This is a genomic window from Azospirillum oryzae, from assembly GCF_008364795.1.
Taxonomy (GTDB): domain Bacteria; phylum Pseudomonadota; class Alphaproteobacteria; order Azospirillales; family Azospirillaceae; genus Azospirillum; species Azospirillum oryzae.
Genome location: NZ_VTTM01000008.1, coordinates 146,167 through 161,318 on the forward strand (window position 1 = coordinate 146,167; position 15,152 = coordinate 161,318).

Below are 15,152 nucleotides of genomic sequence, written 5' to 3' on the forward strand. Positions count from 1 at the left end.
CGTGCCTCCACCAGGTCCATTCGGCTGGGCGGCTTACGGCGCGGCATCGCCGTCCTCTGGCCTGGTACCGCTTGCCGGCAGGGCCGCAAGTGCCGCAGCAAGCTCGCCGTAGGCGGCGAAGGCGCGGGCGATCACCGGGTCCTTCGCGAAGAGTTCTCCGCCGTCTCGACAAGGCGTTCTCCGCCTTCTTCCGTCGCCTGAAGGCGAAGGGCAAGGCCGGGTTCCCGCGCTTTCGCGCCAAGAGCCTGTTCGATAGCGCAGAGTTCCGGGTTGGCGATGGGGTGACGATCCGCAAATCCAAACGCCTTGGCATCACCGGCATTCCCGGCGAGATCAAGGTCAATTGGCACCGTGACCTTCCTGCCGGCGTCAAGGTCGGCGCGGCCATTCTCTCCCGCTCCGCCGGGAGTTGGTTCGCCTGCTTTCAGGTCACGGTGCCGGACGGCAAGGTTCAGCAGCGCGACGGCACGTCGGTCGGCATCGATGTTGGCCTGTCCAGCCTGATTGCCACGTCGGACGGCGAGACGTTCGAAACGCTGCCGTGGACGAAGCGTGCGGCTAAGAAGCAGCGCCGTCTCCAGAGGGCGCTTTCGCGATGCAAGCGGAACAGCAAGCGTCGCGCGAAGGTGCGGCGGAACCTTGCCCGTCACATCGCGGCCACGGCCAACCGCCGCCGCGACATCCTGCACAAACTGTCCCGCTCGCTTGTGGACCGCTACGCCTTCATTGCCTTGGAAGACCTGAGCGTTGACCGTCTGGCCCGGTCGATGTTCGCCAAGGCGGTTTACAACGCCGCGTGGGGCCAAATTCGATTGTTTCTCGAATACAAAGCTACGAACGCTGGTGTTCGGGTGGAAGTCGTCGATCCGCGCGGAACCTCTCAGACCTGCCCGGAGTGCGGGGCCGTTGCCGCCAAAACGCTTTCCGACCGCACGCACCACTGTGAGTGCGGATGCGTGCTGGATCGGAACCTTGCGGCGGCAAAGGTCATCCTGCAAAAGGCCGTCTCACGAATGGGGCCGGAACACGGCCTTGGGGCGCCAAGCGTGCCGGTTGCGGCGTAGCTTGCCTCAGAAGCTGCCTGCTTCGGCGGGCAGAGTTGTCACATCGACCCGGTCGCGCACCGACACCGTCCGCCAGTCGGTCACCGGCCGGCCAGCGGTAAACTCTGCATTGCCGAAGCTGATGAAATAGAAAGGGTCGTACCCAAGCCGGGTGGCCGAGCGGAGCCCGACCCTGGTATCGGTGACCGCCAGATCGGCGGCATCATGCGAAGCACCGTGATGATGGACCTGGACAGTCAGGCTTGCACCGTCGCCCATGGCACCTTGCCTCAGAGAAGCATTCCACTTTAATGGATTGTTCATACAGGCTTTTTCGAATAAAATACGCCATTATAATAGCGTGCTTTGCCAAGGGGCCGGCATCGACGACGCCGTTGCTGCCGATTGGGAAACGGGCGCAGCGCCCCGCACCAAAAGGCCGCAGCCCCGGACGCGCTGATGTCGGCCGGCCATCGTGCTATGGTCCCTGCCTCACACTCCACCGAACCGGATTTCCCTGCCATGACAGCCGCCTACAACCCCATGGACCTGACCGGCCGCCGCATCCTGGTGACCGGGGCGTCGGCCGGGATCGGCCGGGCGACGGCGGTGGTGCTGGCGAAGCTGGGGGCCCGGCTGGTGCTGAACGGCCGCGACGAGGAACGGCTGGCCGGGACCGCCGATAAACTCGAGGGAGATGACCATGCCATCGCCCCCTTCGACCTGTTGGATCTCGAATCCGTGCCGGGCTGGGTGAAGGGGCTGTGCGCCGACGACGCGCCCTTCGACGGCATCGCGCACTGCGCCGGCATCCAGACGCTGAGGCCGATCCGCATCTTCTCCGCCGCCTTTTTCGACGAGGTGATGCGGGCCAATCTGGGCAGCGCGTTGGCGCTCGCCCGCGGGCTGCGGCAGAAGGGGTGCCATGCAGACCGGGCGGCGATGGCGCTGATCTCCTCCACCGCCGCCACGGCGGCCTCGCCGGGCAACGTCGTCTATGCCTCCAGCAAGGGCGGCATCATCGCCGCCACCAAGGGGCTGGCGGTGGAGCTGCTGAGCGACGGCATCCGCGTCAACTGCGTCGTCCCCTCCATCGTCGAGACCGAGCTGATCGAGCGCGGCAAGCAGAAGCTGACCGCCGAACAGTACGAGCATCTGCGCACGCTGCAGCCGCTGGGCTTCGGCCATCCCGACGACATCGCCCACATGATCGCCTATCTGCTCGCCGACACCAGCCGCTGGATGACCGGGTCCATCGTCACGGTGGACGGCGGCCGCACCGCCTGAGGGCCGCGATGTCCAACGATGCTCCCGAAAGCCGCTGGTTCCACCTCTGCATGGCGGATGACCTTGCCAGCCCCAACGCCTTCGTCACCACGCGGGTGGGGGCGGTGCCGCTGGTGGCGCAGAACATCAAGGGGCGGGTGGTCGCCTTCCGCAACGTCTGCACCCACCGCTTCGCCGTGATCCATGGCGAGCCGTCGGGCTGCGGCCCGCTGCGCTGCCCCTATCACGGCTGGAGCTTCGACGCCGACGGCGTGCCGGTGGGGCTGCCCTTCAACCCGACGGACTTCCAGCTGGAGGCCGAGGGACGCCGCCGGCTGGCCCTGCACCCGGCCTCGCTGGCCCGCTGCGGCCGGCTGGTCTTCGTCCGGGTGGCCAGCGACGGCCCGTCGCTGGAGGAGGAACTGGGAAGCGGCCTCTTCGCCCGGCTGGCCGCCCTGTCCGACGCCTTCCCCCGCCGCGGCGACGCGGTGGAGCCGGAGGACGGTTGGGAGACGATCGAGACCGCCAACCTGCGCCTGCATCTAGCGCCAAACGGCGCGCTGCTACTGCACAGCGCCGCCCCGCCCGGCGCCGACCGGCGCTTCTCCCGCACCGTCACCTTCCATCCCGCCAACGCCCCCATTACGACCAATGCGGAGCTGCCGGCATGAGCACGCATCCCGTCCAGAGCATCGTTCCCGAGGCCGGCGCCTTCCTTCCCCACAGCCATTTCTGGACCGAAGAAGCCTTCTCCCAGGAGCGTGAGCAGGTCTTCGGCCGCTGTTGGCTCTACATGGGCGTGTTCGACGACACCAACCTCCTGACCGCCGAGATGGCCGGCCTGCGCTTCGAACTGCATCGCCGCGGCGAGGCGATGGAGGGCATCTGCCGCGACGGGGAACGGGTGCGGCCCTTGCAGATCGACCGCTGCGGCGCCCTGGTCTTCGCCCGCGTGGCACGAGAGGGCGGCCCGACCCTGGCCGAGCATCTGGCGCCCTACGGCGAGCGGCTGGCGATGATGTCGGCCAACTGCCTGAACCCGCAGCCCCCCGTCGGCATCGCGTTCCAGGCCAACTGGAAGGCGCTGGTCGAGAACACGATGGACGACTTCCACGGTTCCACCGTCCATCCCGACACCATCCACCCCGCGGTGCATCCCGACTGGCAGAGCCACCTCGTCACTGAACGCCACGGCACCAACAGCGATTCCCGCTGGCTGCTGGCCGACGGCACCGCCGGCTGGTGGGCGAAGCTGGACGCCAAGCTGCGCATGCGCCGCTTCGCCGACGAGTCCTTCTACCGCCACACTTTCATCTTCCCGAACTTCTATCTGGCGACCTTCTACGGCGCGACGGTGATCCCGCACCGGGTCGATCCCGTCGCCCCCGACGCCTCGGTCCTGCGATGGCAGCTGTTCCTGCCCACCACCCGGCTGGAGACGGCGCGCGAGCAGGCCTTCCACCGCTCCACCGCCGCCTACCTGATCGAGTCCGCCGGCACCGTGATCGCCGAGGACCGCCCGGTCTGCGAGGCGGTGCAGCAGGGCCGGCCCGGCATCGCCGATCTTCCCGGCGTCACCGGCATCTACGGCCGGCGCGAACGCCGCATCCTCGACTTCCATCAGGCGATGCTGCGGCAACTGGGAGAGGCCGCATGAGCGGCGCCCTGACCTTCATCGAGCCGACGGAGGAGCACGCCCGGCTGCTGCTCGACTGGCGCACCCGTCCCGACATCGCCGGCCAGATGCTGAGCGTCGTCGCTTACGACGTGGAACGGCAGAAGGCGTGGCTGCGGCGCAGTAAAGAGCGCGACGACTATGTCCACCGCATCCTCTGCGTCGACGGGGAGCCGGCCGGCCATGTCTCCATCACCGTGACCGAGCCGGAGTGGCGGATCGCCACCATCGGCGTGCTGATGGGCGAGCGGGCGGGGCGGATGGGGGCGGCGCCGCTGAACTTCGCCTACATGTTGAACCACGTCTTCTTCACGCTGGGGCTGCGCAAGGTGGTGAACCACATCCTGGGCACCAACAGCCCCCGCCTGTTGAAAGGCCAGCCGATGATCGGCTACCGCCCGGTCGGCGTTCTGAAGCGCCAGGTGGTGAAGGACGGGCAGGAGATCGACCTGCACATCTTCGAGATGCTGGCCGAAGACTGGCTGGCGGTGCGCGACCGCTTCCGCATCTACCAGGACATGGATGGGCGGGAGTGGCGGTGAGGCTAATGCCTCATCGCAGACTCTGTTCAAAGCCGCACGCCAAGCGACGAAGCCGGGAGAACTCGGCGACTGACGTCATTCGATGTCAGCATGGCGATATCAGCATGACGGCGGTCTCGCGGCATTGGTCGACCGTGAGCGTTGGGTGGCCGGGCTGATCCTTGCCGAGTCGAGGCCTGTGCGGACGCGCTCGCGGATCATGGTCGACCGGATCGAACGCACGCTGGCCGGCCTGGACCGGCTCGAAGCCCCGGACCAACGCCGCCGTGGATTTCCTTCGCCCACGTTCGGATCACTCGGTGAATGCCTGTTTCATTCCAGAAAGCCGCCGTTCGGCGAAGTTTCTGGACAGAACCTGCGATGAGGTTCCCAGGAATGTCCGTCCGCCCGATTCCATCGACGTCGATAGCATCAGATCGGACTGCACCGATTGTCGAAAATCTCTGTGTTCGTGAAACAAGCGCTTCGGGAGATTTTCTATTTATTACTTAACACACATAAGTGCGACACATAGAACAGTTAAGAGCTTCAATAGAATACTCGGATATGATGGACAGTTATTTCCGTTCATGTCACAAAATAGCGGAAAGAAAGACCCACTTCCGTGAAGACATGGTGGCTCATATGATGAAGCGTCTACATGGCCTAAGCATAACCGCAACGTTGCTGATGCTGTTTGGCAGCGTCGTCATATTTCTAGTGCTGGTCGTCAGCATGGACACCGTGTCATCCCTGCGCACGCTGTCGAACAGCCGAAGCGTTCAAGCCGGAGTCGAGGCGTCGCGGACCATCTTCTCGGCGATGCAGGCGATCCGCTTCGAGCGAGGCGGAACGCGGCGGTTGCTGTTCCAGCCTCCGGGTTCCGATGCCGCGATGGTGGCGAAGTTGCCGGGCGTGCGACAATCCTCAGCCGTCGCCGTCGAGGCTATTGCCAACGTCTGCGGTGCGGTGGAGTGCGCCTCCGGCCTGGGCGCTGCCGAGGTGCGTGCCGCTATTGCACGGCTCGATTCACTGCGTAACGAAGTGGACGCGGCCTTGAAGCTCGCCGTCGCCCAACGCCGCAAGGATTTGGTCGACGATTGGATGGGCGGTTCGACGGTCGCCATTGACCTGCTCGCCCGATCATCGACGACCCTCTTGGAACCGATGCGCGCGCTCGACCCCCTGTTCTCCGAACTGATCGGCGTGAAGGATGCGGTCGTGGCGGCCCGTGAAGCGGCGACACCGCTGCGTGTGCTGTTCGACGGCGCAATGCTCCAGAAGAAGGTTTCTTCGGAGGACAGCATCCGAATGGCTCTTGCCCGTGGCCAGTTCGATGCGGCGTGGCGCACGGTGCGCGAGGCGGCCCAGCGCCCAACGACCCCTGACGCCGTCAAGGCGGCGATTGCCGCGGCCGAGCGCAGCTACGTATCCGATTACCTGAAAGTCCGCGATTCGGTTCTGACGGCGGTTACCGCCGGCCAGGAGCCACCGATGCGCCTGGACGACGTGAACGACTTGGCCGATCGCTCGATGAGCACCCTCGACGCCGTGGCCAATGCCACACTCGATGCCCTTGCCGTCCGCGCGGCACAGCATCAGAGCGAGGAGATCACGGCGCTGTCGATCAATGCCGCGTTTCTGGTGCTGGCCCTGGCGCTCGGCATCGCCGGCACGCTCATCGTCCGCCGCCGGGTTGCCGTCCCCATTCATGAGATTTCCATGGCAATGCTGCGGGTCGCCGATGGCGACCTCTCCGGCGAGGTTCCATACCGCGACCGGGGCGATGAAATCGGCAGGCTTGCCGGGGCTCTTGTCGTCTTCAAGGAGCATGCCCAGGAGCGCGATCGCCTGGAAGCCGAACAGGCCGAGGAGCGTCGGGCCAAGGAGCGCCGGGCTGGGATGGTTGAGACACTTGTGCACAACTTCGACAGGACAGTGTCTGGCATTCTGCACACCGTGTCTGCTTCCGCTGATACGCTGGAGTCCACGGCGCAGAGCATGTCAAAAACTGCCATCCACACCAACCAGCAGGCTGCCGCAACCGCAGCAGCGGCCGAACAAGCGTCCAGCAACGTACAGACCGTCGCCACCGCAACGGAGGAACTGACCTCCTCGATTGCCGAGATCAGCACACAAGTTGCCCGGTCGACCGGGATCGCTGAGCAGGCGGTCGCAGAAGCGCAGCAGACGACCGAGCATGTCAACGGTTTGGTCGAACAGGCGAACCGCATCGGCGAGATCGTCCAACTCATCACCAACATCGCCAGCCAGACGAATCTTCTGGCGCTGAACGCCACGATCGAGGCAGCGAGAGCCGGCGAAATGGGCAAGGGCTTTGCCGTGGTGGCAAGCGAGGTGAAGAACCTCGCCACCCAGACCGCCAAGGCGACGGAGGAGATCGCCGCTCAGATCACTTCGATGCAGACGGCAACCGGCAACGCCGCGGCATCGATCACCGGCATCGGCCATACCATCGCGACGATGAGTGAAATCGCCACCACCATTGCCGCCGCCATCGAGGAGCAGGGTGCAGCGACCAGCGAGATCTCGCGAAATGTCCAGCAGGCGGCAATCGGCACCCAAGCGGTGACCAACAACATCGCCGATGTCAGCCACGCCGCCACCGAGACCGGTTCCGCCGCCGGCGACGTGCTCGATGCGGCCGGTCAACTGTCGCATGAGGCTGACCGGTTGCGCGGAGAGGTGGAACAGTTCCTGACCGCCATCCGTGCGGCATGATCCTGACACCAGGGGCGATCACGTGAACGCAGGCGGATCGCTTCCTGAAGGAGATCGTCACCGCAAGAGTGGGCGTCAGCCCCCCATCATCCCCCGCCACACCGCGTGGAACTGCTGGATGCGCTCCTCGTTCAGGCCGAGCAGGGCGGGGCGCTCCGTCTGGCGGCAGCCGCGGAAGGCCAGTTCCGACGCCTCCTGGTCCTCGCGCAGCAGGGCGACGTTGAGATCGCGCGCGCCCTCCTCGATCAGCCGGCGGGCGGCGGGGCCGCCCTTTCCGGCATCTCCCCCAAGGGCGCCGTCCGGATCGGCCAGGAACAGGCGGAGGTTCAGGGCGCAGCGGTCGGGGCCGAGCGGGTCGTAGGTCTGGACGCTCATCACCGCGCCGCGGGTGAAGCCGATCTCCAGGTTGGGGAAGATGTGCAGGTGGTCGTAGTCCCGCAGAATCGGGCTGGGGCGGAAGCCCAGCCGCTCCGACACGCCGTCCCACCAGCGGGCGCTCTTGTCCGACACCCCGGTCACGCCGCGGGAATGGGCGCCGTCATAGTCGCAGCGCCAGTCGCCCTTCACCAGCTTGCGGAAGGTCATGGGGTGGGTGAGGTCGGCGTGGTAGACCTCCAGCACGCTCTCCACCCCCATCTTCCAGTTGGCGGCCCATTCCATCGACCGCTCGTCGAAGGGGCGGACGAAGATTTCCGAGGCATGGCGCAGCACGTCGGCATAGACGCCCAGCCAGTCGCCGAGGTCCGGCCCCTCCGCCGCCACCCGCAGGAAGACGAAGCGGCCGCACACCCCGACCGCCACCGGGGTCAGGGCACGGCCGCAGCGGCCCTCGCGGTCGAGGCCGAAATTCGCCTCGTTGCCGGGGATGCCGTAGGGCACGCCGTCGCGGTCGAAGGTCCAGCCGTGATAGCCGCAGCGCAGCATGCCGTTGCCGCGCGGCGCCCGGTGGATCATGGCGAAGCGGTGGGTGCAGACGTTGCGGAAGCCCCGCAGTTCCCCGTCGAAATTCTGCACCAGCACGTCCAGCCCGCCGATCCGCCGGGTCAGATAGTCGTTGGGCTGGGCGAGGTCGTCGGTGAAGCCGGCGAAGATCCAGGCATGGCGGAAGACCCGCTCCTCCTCCGCCCGGAAGATCTCCGGGTCGTGGTAGGCGGCGGGATCGATGCCGGGGACGGCCTTGGCGGCGACGAAGGGGAGGGCGCTTTCCATGGGGCCGAAGGGTAGCCCGCGCCCCGCCGGCCGGTCCAGGGTACAGCGGGTCGCAGGCGATCCCTTCCGTCACGGCCGGAACAGCGTCGCCTCGATGCCGCGCAGCCCCGTGGCGTCGCAGATGTAATAGGCGACCATGGCGCGCCCGTCCGGCAGCACCGCCGCCCAGGGATATCCCAGATCCGGCGCCGGCCCGTCGTCGCGCAGCACCAGCTCCGGCGCCTCGTCCGGCTGCTGGCGGCGCGGGTCGTAGAGGCGGGCGCGCACGCCGTAGGGCGCATGGCGATAGCCGCCGACCAGCAGCAGCCGGCCGTCCGGCAGCGGGCAGGCGTCATAGGGATGGCCGACCACCGCATGGCGCCGCCACGGCTCCCAGCTGTGGCCGAGATCGGTGGAGCGCGAGGTCGCCAGACGGTCGTCCAGCCCGGTGGTGCGGTGGAAGGCGTGCAGCACGCCGTCGGCGTCCAGATGCAGCGCCGTCTCGCAGAAGCCGGCCTTGGCTTCGGGATCGATGGCGATGATCGCCCGATGGACCCAGCTCTCCCCCCGGTCGGTGGAGGCGAAGAGATGGCTCGCATAGGTGCCGGTGGAGGGGTGGTGGGTGTAGCCGGTCTGCAGGATGGTGCCGTCCGGCGCCTTCACCGCCCGGCCGCGCACCGCTCCGCCATGGAAGGGCCGCTGGCTCGGCACGATGTCGGGATGGCCGGGCAGGGGGGGCAGGTCGCGGTGCGGGGTCCAGCTCCGCCCGCCATCGTCGCTGTGCCGGCTGTATCCGCCCCAGAAGATGTAGAGGTCGCCGGTCTTCTGCGGATTGCCGGTCAGCCCGATCCCCAGCGCGCGCAGCGCCTCCCCTTGCGACGACGGCACCGGATACCAGCGGAAGCCGGTCAGCAGGATGCGGCCATCCCGCAGGGTGAGCAGGCTGGCGTCCTGGTCGGCCGCCTGCGGGTCGGGGGGCAGGGGCATCTCCTCGCCCAACGGTTCCGCATCGGGGCCGAGCCGCAGCAGTACGGTCTGCGAGCGGGAATCGAGATGGTCGACATGGTTGAACCCGGTCTCCCCCGTCCGATATTCCGCCCCGCGCAGCCAGCGATGGTCGCGCGCGCGCCGGAAGGCCAGCAGCACCGATCCGTCTCCCACCGGGGTCAGCGACGGGAAGGACGCATAGAACCGCGGGTCGCGGTACAGCACGCGATGCTCGGCACCGGTCATGGCCATCGGGTTTCCTTCTCCCTCTTTGAAAAACAGCAACGAGCCTGCACAAGGACGAATCTGCTCAGGCCAGCCCGATCCAGAGGAGAAACGCCCGGTTGACCGTGAGCATGCTTTCATCCTCCAACCGTCCGAACGCCTCGCCGATCTTGTCGCGGGCGATCGTCTGGACCTTGTCGACCATCACCTGCGAGCGTTTGCGCAGACCGTTGCCCGGAGTCGGATCGACCGACGGGCGGAACAGCGGCGCGTCCACCAGGGCGCTCGTGATCGGCAGAATGGTGACGCTGGGATGCCCGTCGAACAGGTCGGACTGGATGACCAGTGCCGGACGCGGCTTGCCGCAGTCGCCCTGCAAGGCGACCGTCACCAGATCGCCGCGCCTCACTCCCAGCCCTCGGTGTCACGAACCGCGTCCAGCCAGTCCATGGTCTCCTGCTCCTGCGGCGTGTCCCGGACCAGCAGAGACTGGCGCCGGCATTCGGCAGCGAAGCCGGGCCGGCGGGTGTCCGGCACCCAGATCTGCAACGGCCGCAGCCCGGCGGCGCGCAGGCCGTTGCGGTGGCGCTGAACACGGAAGGAAAGCGGCGTGGGCATGGGACAGGCACTCCCTTATGTTACATGTAACATTGATCGTCCGCCGATCCTGTGCAAGCCCAACCCCAATAAACCCGCCCCTCTATAGACCCGCGACCTCGTGCCTCAGCAGCAGTGCGGTGCGTCGATGCGGATGCGCCTTGAAAGACCGATGCCCTTATGGAGAGTCTTCACCGCAGACGATTCTCCTTCCACGCGGTGTCGCATCCCATGGCGTCCTCCTTCGTCCCCGCCTCCGCCCCCGTCGGCAGCTTTCTGGACAATGTGCGCACGCGCATCGCCTCGCCAGGGGCCTATTGGCGCAAGGCGAAGGCCGATCCGCGCTACGCCATCTACGACATCCTGCCCATCGTCACCGATCCGGTCCTGCGCGACCGGCTGGCGGCGCTGATCGCGGCCCGGCGGCCGCACACGCCGGGCTTCTACCCGTCGCTGGAGGCGCGGGACTGGTGCCGGACGCTGGAGACGGACGGCATCACCCCGCTGCTGCCGCCGATCGCCCCCGCCATCGTCGCCGATCTGCGCGCCTATTTCGAGAACACCCCTTGCCAGGATCCCTTCCGCCCGCATCTGGGCTGGTTCCGGCCCGACAGCCCGCCCAGCCCGGACTCCAACATGGGCTATCACGGCGTCGACCAGATCCTGCGCGCCCCCCATGTGCTGGCTCTCTTCAACGACCCCCAGGTGCTGGAGACGGCGGAGCTGTATCTCGGCTGCAAGCCGATCCTCGACAACATCGGCTGCTGGTGGTCCTGGGGCGGGGAGAGTTTCGGCGGGCGGGAGGCGGCCAAGGGCACCCAGCGCCACCACCGCGACCTCGACAGCCTGCGCGGCTTCAAGCTCTTCTTCTATCTGACCGACGTGGACGAGGACGGCGGCCCGCACATCTACGTCAAGGGCAGCCACCGCAGCCGCCAGCTCTCCACCGGCCGCGCCCTGACCGACGCGCAGGTGGAGGCCGCCTTCGGCACCGCCGGCACGGTGACGATGACCGGCGCCGCCGGCAGCCGCTTCCTGGGCGACACCTACGGCGTCCACAAGGGCGCCCTGCCGCGGCGCGGCCGGCGTCTGCTGCTGACGGCCCAGTACAACGTCAACCGCAGCCCCCACGGCCCGACCGTCCCGCCGCTCGACCGCCGCTGCGCCGAGGTGCCGGCCGGGCTGGATCCCTTCGTGAACCAGATCTACGTGACGCCGTAAGGGAGGGATGGCTCCGGCAGTCGGGCGGCCTCAGCCCATGGCGAGAGCCGAGGCATAGCCGATCTCGTAATACAGCCGGATCATCGCCCACAGGCTCTCGCCCTCAAGGCTGTCGATGTCGATGGCGGCCAGATCGGCCAGATTGACGTTGAAGTTGCAGCCCTGTTCCGCCTGCCCGTTCCGCCGTTGCATCAGGCGGTTGGAGACCCCCTGATAGAACATCCGCCGCATCAGCCAGCGGCGGTTCAGCCGGTCGGGGTGGATGAAATGGGACACCGTGGCGGCCGGCACATAGTAGGTGGCGGCTCCCGCACGGCGCATCTCCACGAAGATGACGCCCTCGTTCGCCAGAAGGCCGTCTCCCCTGCGACCGAGGTCGGTCGGAAAGGCACGGCCGGCCATCAGCCGCTTGCGGAAGGCGCAGTTCCCTTCGCCGAACCATTCGGTCTCACGCAGGAAGCGGGATTCGCTGTCCCAGCCCCAGCGGCATGAGAAGAAATGCAGCATGTCGTCGGCCAGCCAGCCCGGCCTAGGCACGGTCCCAAAATCCGGTTCGACCTCGCCCGCGACGATGTCGACGGCGTCGCCCAACCGGTGGAAGGGCTCCAGCAACCGCTCCAGCCACCCGTCGCAGGCCCGCTCGTCGTCGTCGATGAAGGCGATCAGCGCTCCCGCCGCCTCGGCCACGCCGCGGTTGCGGGCGAAGCTGACGCCCGGACGCTCCTCCAGGATGTAGCGCAGCGGAACGCCTTGCAGGGCAAAGGCGGCCTGCCGGCGCTCGACGACCGGGCGCCCTTCCGCCAGGGCGGAATTGTCGATCACGAGGATTTCATGCGCAGCACCCGGAGAGCCTCCCACCCGCTGCCCGATCAGGCTGTCCAGGCAGGCGCCGAGCAGTTCGGGGCGCCTATGGGTGCAGATAACGATGCTGACGGCGATTTCCAGGCTGTCGGTGTTGGGGGTTCCAGTGGTCGGCATGCTGCTTCGCCTGTCAGTGATTGGCATGGACGATGCGCAGATCCGGCAGGCCCCAGGCGGTCACGCCCATATCCTTGGCCATCGCCGCCAGCCCCTCCGTCTCGATGTAGCCGCGATGGCTGTAGGGAGGAAAACACAGTCCCTCGCGATGAAGGTCCGCGCGCACCAGCAGCGCCGTGCCGCCAACCCCGTCCAGCGGCACGATGTCCTGGCCGGCGAAAGCGTCCAGATAGAGCCGACCGGCGCCGCGCGGCGGCTGGAAAATGCCGTCGGCCAGATGGCGCGGGTCCTCATCTCCCGTCAGCCGGAAGCTGTTGAGGTCGAAGGTCCGCCCGTCGGGCAGGACGCAGTGGGGAACGACGATGTCGCGCCCGGTGGCAAGCAGCCGGGCCAGCAGGTCCGGCGGATAGTCGACCAGATCGGCGTCGAGCCACAGCACCCAGTCCTCGTCCCCCAGCGCACCGGACAGCAGCCGGTTGCGCGAGCGCGCCAGCAGCTCCCGCCGCCGCCGCTGGACGTCCGGTGCCCAGCGCGGCCCCTCGGGCCGGAACCCGTAATCGTGACGCAGCAGAGCCACCCGGCGGTAGCGTTGCCGCAGCTCCGGCAGCCGGTCGGCCAGCCAGTCATGCGTGCCGTCGCCGCTGTCCCCCTCCAGAAAGCCCAGCGACAGGCGGGACGGATCATGGTCGAGCCGGCCGAGCAGCTCCAGATAGCGCGGCAGATGGGCGACGGCATCCTTCACCGGGGTCAGCACCAGCACCTTTTCATGCATCGTCGTCTTCTGCCGCGCCGCCACGGTCGCCGGGGCAGGCATGACGGCACGCCGATAGGCCTCCACCGGCAGGCGCTTGCCCATCTCCTCCAGCATGGCCCGGCAGCGGTCGCCGCTGAATCGGGCGGCGGTCGCCTTCCAGTGGTCTTCGAAATGCGCGGCGGTGAAGGTGTTCCCGCCATGGACGACATAGGTGTAGAGCCGCGGCAGGTCCATCCGCACGACGCGGGCGCTGCGGCGCAGCTGCTCGACCACCGGCGTGTCCTCGCCGCGGCGAAGTGCCGGATAGCGGGGCATCACCGCCTTCTCGCACAGAAGCGAGCCTTCCCAGTCCCGTTCGCAGGACACCGCCAGCCGATCCTCGGCCGGCCACCAGATCATCCAGCGGCCGAGCAGGCAGGCCTGGGCGCCGGCCGCGGCCAGAACCCGCTGCTGCATCTGCAGCCGGCAGGGATCGTAGAGGTCGTCGTCGTCCCACTGGCAGACATAGCGGCCAGCCGCATGGTCGACGGCGATGTTGCGCAGCTCGCCCAGCGTCAGGCCGCCGTCCCGGCCGGCCGCATTCACCCGGATCAGACGAACGTTCCGGCCCCCGGCGGCACGAATTGCGCGCTCCAGCGGGTCGTCCTGCGGCAGTGCCGGGCTGTCGCAGACGATGACCAGTTCCCGGTTGGGATAGGTCTGGCGCGCGAAGCCGTCGATGGCGAACTCCAGCAGCGCCCGCCGCCCCCTGGTGACCATCAGGCAGGAGATCAGCGGCAGCCCCTCCGCCTTCGCCCCCTCCGCCGTTGCCAGCGGGGAGCGGGCACCCTCCGGCCGGCCGTCGGTCACCACCGCCGCGATCTGCCGCGGCAATGTGGCCTCGGGGCCGGCGCCGCGCCCGGCGGCATCGCGGAACCAGGTGCCCTCCCAGTAATGGACGCCATAGGCCCGGCGTGTCGCCCGCTCCCAGAACACGGGATCGAACAGGCGGCCGCTCCAGCAATCCTCCTTGGTGACGGGGTAGAGCAGCTCCGGCGGCAGCACCGTCACCGCGGCGGCGCCATCCCCATGCCGGGCCTCTTCATATGCGGCATGGGCGCGGGTCAGCAGGAAGGGGCCGGTGGCGTCCAGAACGTCGGCGCTGGACCGCGCCTCGACCAGCCGGTCCAGCAGATGGTCCCAGAAGGGATGGCCGGGCACCGACGCCAGGAAGGACGGACACAGGATGCGGGGCAGCCCGCGCTCCACCGCCTTCGCCAGCCTGCCATGCTCCTCTGGCTCCAGCCCGACGACGAAGCTCCGGCCCTCCAGCAGCCCGTCGATCGGACGCAGGCATTCGAAATCGAGGTCGGCATAGACCCCGCCGAAGCGGCGCAGGATCAGGTAGCGCGCCAGATCGATCCGCGCGATGGGATCGGCATAGCCGTGGAAGACCGGCAGCAGCGCCGGATGCTCCTCCGCGATGAAGCGCCCGATGTCCTCGTCGGTCCAGAACCGGTACTCGAAGCCGGAATTGCGGTCGATCCAGCTGCGCTGCAGCGCCTGGAATTCCAGCGGAACGTCGCGTGTCTTCCAGGTCTGGTGGATCAAGCGCGGGATCGGGGAACAGGTGTCGGTGCGCATGGACTTTGACCGCAATTGTGCATGGACCGATAAGCACTATTGCCGAGCCAGCTCAATAGAAATGAGTGCTTGGGAAAAATCTGTCACACTTCGTTTCATTCGACACACGCGAATGTTGAAATCACTTTTGGATCTTCATTTTATTGCCAGGCATGAACAACTCATCATACGAGTCAACCCTTCAAGGCATATCATTTAAGTATAATATAATTAAGGTTAATCTTCTTATGATTGTATTTCAGGCGCGCCTCTCACATCGGAAAGGCGGTTTCCCTCCTTGTGGATGACTGGACGCGGACATGCCGCGGCTGGTAGGCCGTCATCGGGATGTC

At 67.3% G+C, this 15,152-nt stretch carries 15 protein-coding genes; 8 read left to right on the plus strand and 7 right to left on the minus strand.

The window, feature by feature from the left end:
- The first annotated feature begins 89 nt into the window (after window positions 1–89).
- Window positions 90–1,064 carry an RNA-guided endonuclease InsQ/TnpB family protein gene (locus tag FZ938_RS20945; RefSeq protein ID WP_174756979.1) on the plus strand — a complete coding sequence of 325 codons (975 nt, stop codon included), beginning with the start codon at window positions 90–92 and terminating at the stop codon, window positions 1,062–1,064.
- 6 nt (window positions 1,065–1,070) lie between these two features.
- Here the strand turns inward: FZ938_RS20945 and FZ938_RS20950 are convergent, their stop codons facing one another.
- A complete protein-coding gene (locus FZ938_RS20950; RefSeq protein ID WP_246457168.1) occupies window positions 1,071–1,322 on the minus strand; it encodes a hypothetical protein in 252 nt (83 codons plus the stop codon).
- Between the two features lie 243 nt (window positions 1,323–1,565).
- Between FZ938_RS20950 and FZ938_RS20955 the strand changes: the two genes are divergently transcribed.
- The 6 genes from FZ938_RS20955 to FZ938_RS20980 all read left to right on the plus strand — a co-directional run bounded on the left by FZ938_RS20955 (window position 1,566) and on the right by FZ938_RS20980 (window position 7,247).
- Window positions 1,566–2,330 carry an SDR family NAD(P)-dependent oxidoreductase gene (locus FZ938_RS20955; RefSeq protein WP_149200383.1) on the plus strand — a complete coding sequence of 255 codons (765 nt, stop codon included), beginning with the start codon at window positions 1,566–1,568 and terminating at the stop codon, window positions 2,328–2,330.
- 8 nt (window positions 2,331–2,338) lie between these two features.
- Window positions 2,339–2,980 (plus strand): Rieske 2Fe-2S domain-containing protein, encoded by a 642-nt coding sequence (locus tag FZ938_RS20960; protein ID WP_149200384.1) that lies wholly within the window; start codon window positions 2,339–2,341, stop codon window positions 2,978–2,980.
- Window positions 2,977–3,966: an RHO alpha subunit C-terminal catalytic domain-containing protein gene (locus FZ938_RS20965; RefSeq protein WP_149200385.1), complete on the plus strand. Its 990-nt coding sequence runs from the start codon at window positions 2,977–2,979 to the stop codon at window positions 3,964–3,966. Before FZ938_RS20960 ends, FZ938_RS20965 begins: the two co-directional genes overlap by 4 nt.
- The gene (locus FZ938_RS20970; protein ID WP_149200386.1) at window positions 3,963–4,526 is read left to right on the plus strand and encodes a GNAT family N-acetyltransferase; all 564 of its coding nucleotides are present in this window, start codon (window positions 3,963–3,965) and stop codon (window positions 4,524–4,526) included. Before FZ938_RS20965 ends, FZ938_RS20970 begins: the two co-directional genes overlap by 4 nt.
- Before the next feature lie 145 nt (window positions 4,527–4,671).
- The gene (locus FZ938_RS20975; RefSeq protein WP_149200387.1) at window positions 4,672–4,890 is read left to right on the plus strand and encodes a hypothetical protein; all 219 of its coding nucleotides are present in this window, start codon (window positions 4,672–4,674) and stop codon (window positions 4,888–4,890) included.
- A 182-nt stretch (window positions 4,891–5,072) separates the two neighbouring features.
- Window positions 5,073–7,247 (plus strand): methyl-accepting chemotaxis protein, encoded by a 2,175-nt coding sequence (locus FZ938_RS20980; RefSeq protein ID WP_246457169.1) that lies wholly within the window; start codon window positions 5,073–5,075, stop codon window positions 7,245–7,247.
- Window positions 7,248–7,322: 75 nt separating this feature from the next.
- Here FZ938_RS20980 and FZ938_RS20985 read toward each other — a convergent pair whose 3' ends face one another.
- From FZ938_RS20985 to FZ938_RS21000, 4 genes are all read right to left on the minus strand, one after another.
- On the minus strand, window positions 7,323–8,456 hold the full coding sequence (locus FZ938_RS20985) for an aromatic ring-hydroxylating oxygenase subunit alpha (protein ID WP_149200388.1): 1,134 nt from the start codon (window positions 8,454–8,456) through the stop codon (window positions 7,323–7,325).
- 69 nt (window positions 8,457–8,525) lie between these two features.
- On the minus strand, window positions 8,526–9,674 hold the full coding sequence (locus FZ938_RS20990) for a sialidase family protein (protein WP_149200389.1): 1,149 nt from the start codon (window positions 9,672–9,674) through the stop codon (window positions 8,526–8,528).
- Window positions 9,675–9,732: 58 nt separating this feature from the next.
- The gene (locus FZ938_RS20995; RefSeq protein WP_149200390.1) at window positions 9,733–10,056 is read right to left on the minus strand and encodes a type II toxin-antitoxin system PemK/MazF family toxin; all 324 of its coding nucleotides are present in this window, start codon (window positions 10,054–10,056) and stop codon (window positions 9,733–9,735) included.
- Window positions 10,053–10,265 (minus strand): antitoxin MazE family protein, encoded by a 213-nt coding sequence (locus FZ938_RS21000; RefSeq protein ID WP_149200391.1) that lies wholly within the window; start codon window positions 10,263–10,265, stop codon window positions 10,053–10,055. The genes FZ938_RS20995 and FZ938_RS21000 overlap by 4 nt, the downstream gene beginning before the upstream one ends.
- Window positions 10,266–10,475: 210 nt before the next feature.
- On the opposite strand from FZ938_RS21000, the gene FZ938_RS21005 reads away from it, so the two are divergent.
- Entirely contained in the window at window positions 10,476–11,465 is a 990-nt protein-coding gene (locus FZ938_RS21005; protein ID WP_149200392.1) for a phytanoyl-CoA dioxygenase family protein, read from the plus strand.
- A gap of 30 nt (window positions 11,466–11,495) precedes the next feature.
- On the opposite strand, the gene FZ938_RS21010 is transcribed toward FZ938_RS21005, so the two are convergent.
- Window positions 11,496–12,443: a glycosyltransferase family 2 protein gene (locus FZ938_RS21010; RefSeq protein ID WP_149200393.1), complete on the minus strand. Its 948-nt coding sequence runs from the start codon at window positions 12,441–12,443 to the stop codon at window positions 11,496–11,498.
- Window positions 12,444–12,456: 13 nt separating this feature from the next.
- Window positions 12,457–14,820 carry a glycosyltransferase gene (locus FZ938_RS21015; RefSeq protein WP_149200394.1) on the minus strand — a complete coding sequence of 788 codons (2,364 nt, stop codon included), beginning with the start codon at window positions 14,818–14,820 and terminating at the stop codon, window positions 12,457–12,459.
- Window positions 14,821–15,152: the final 332 nt, after the last annotated feature.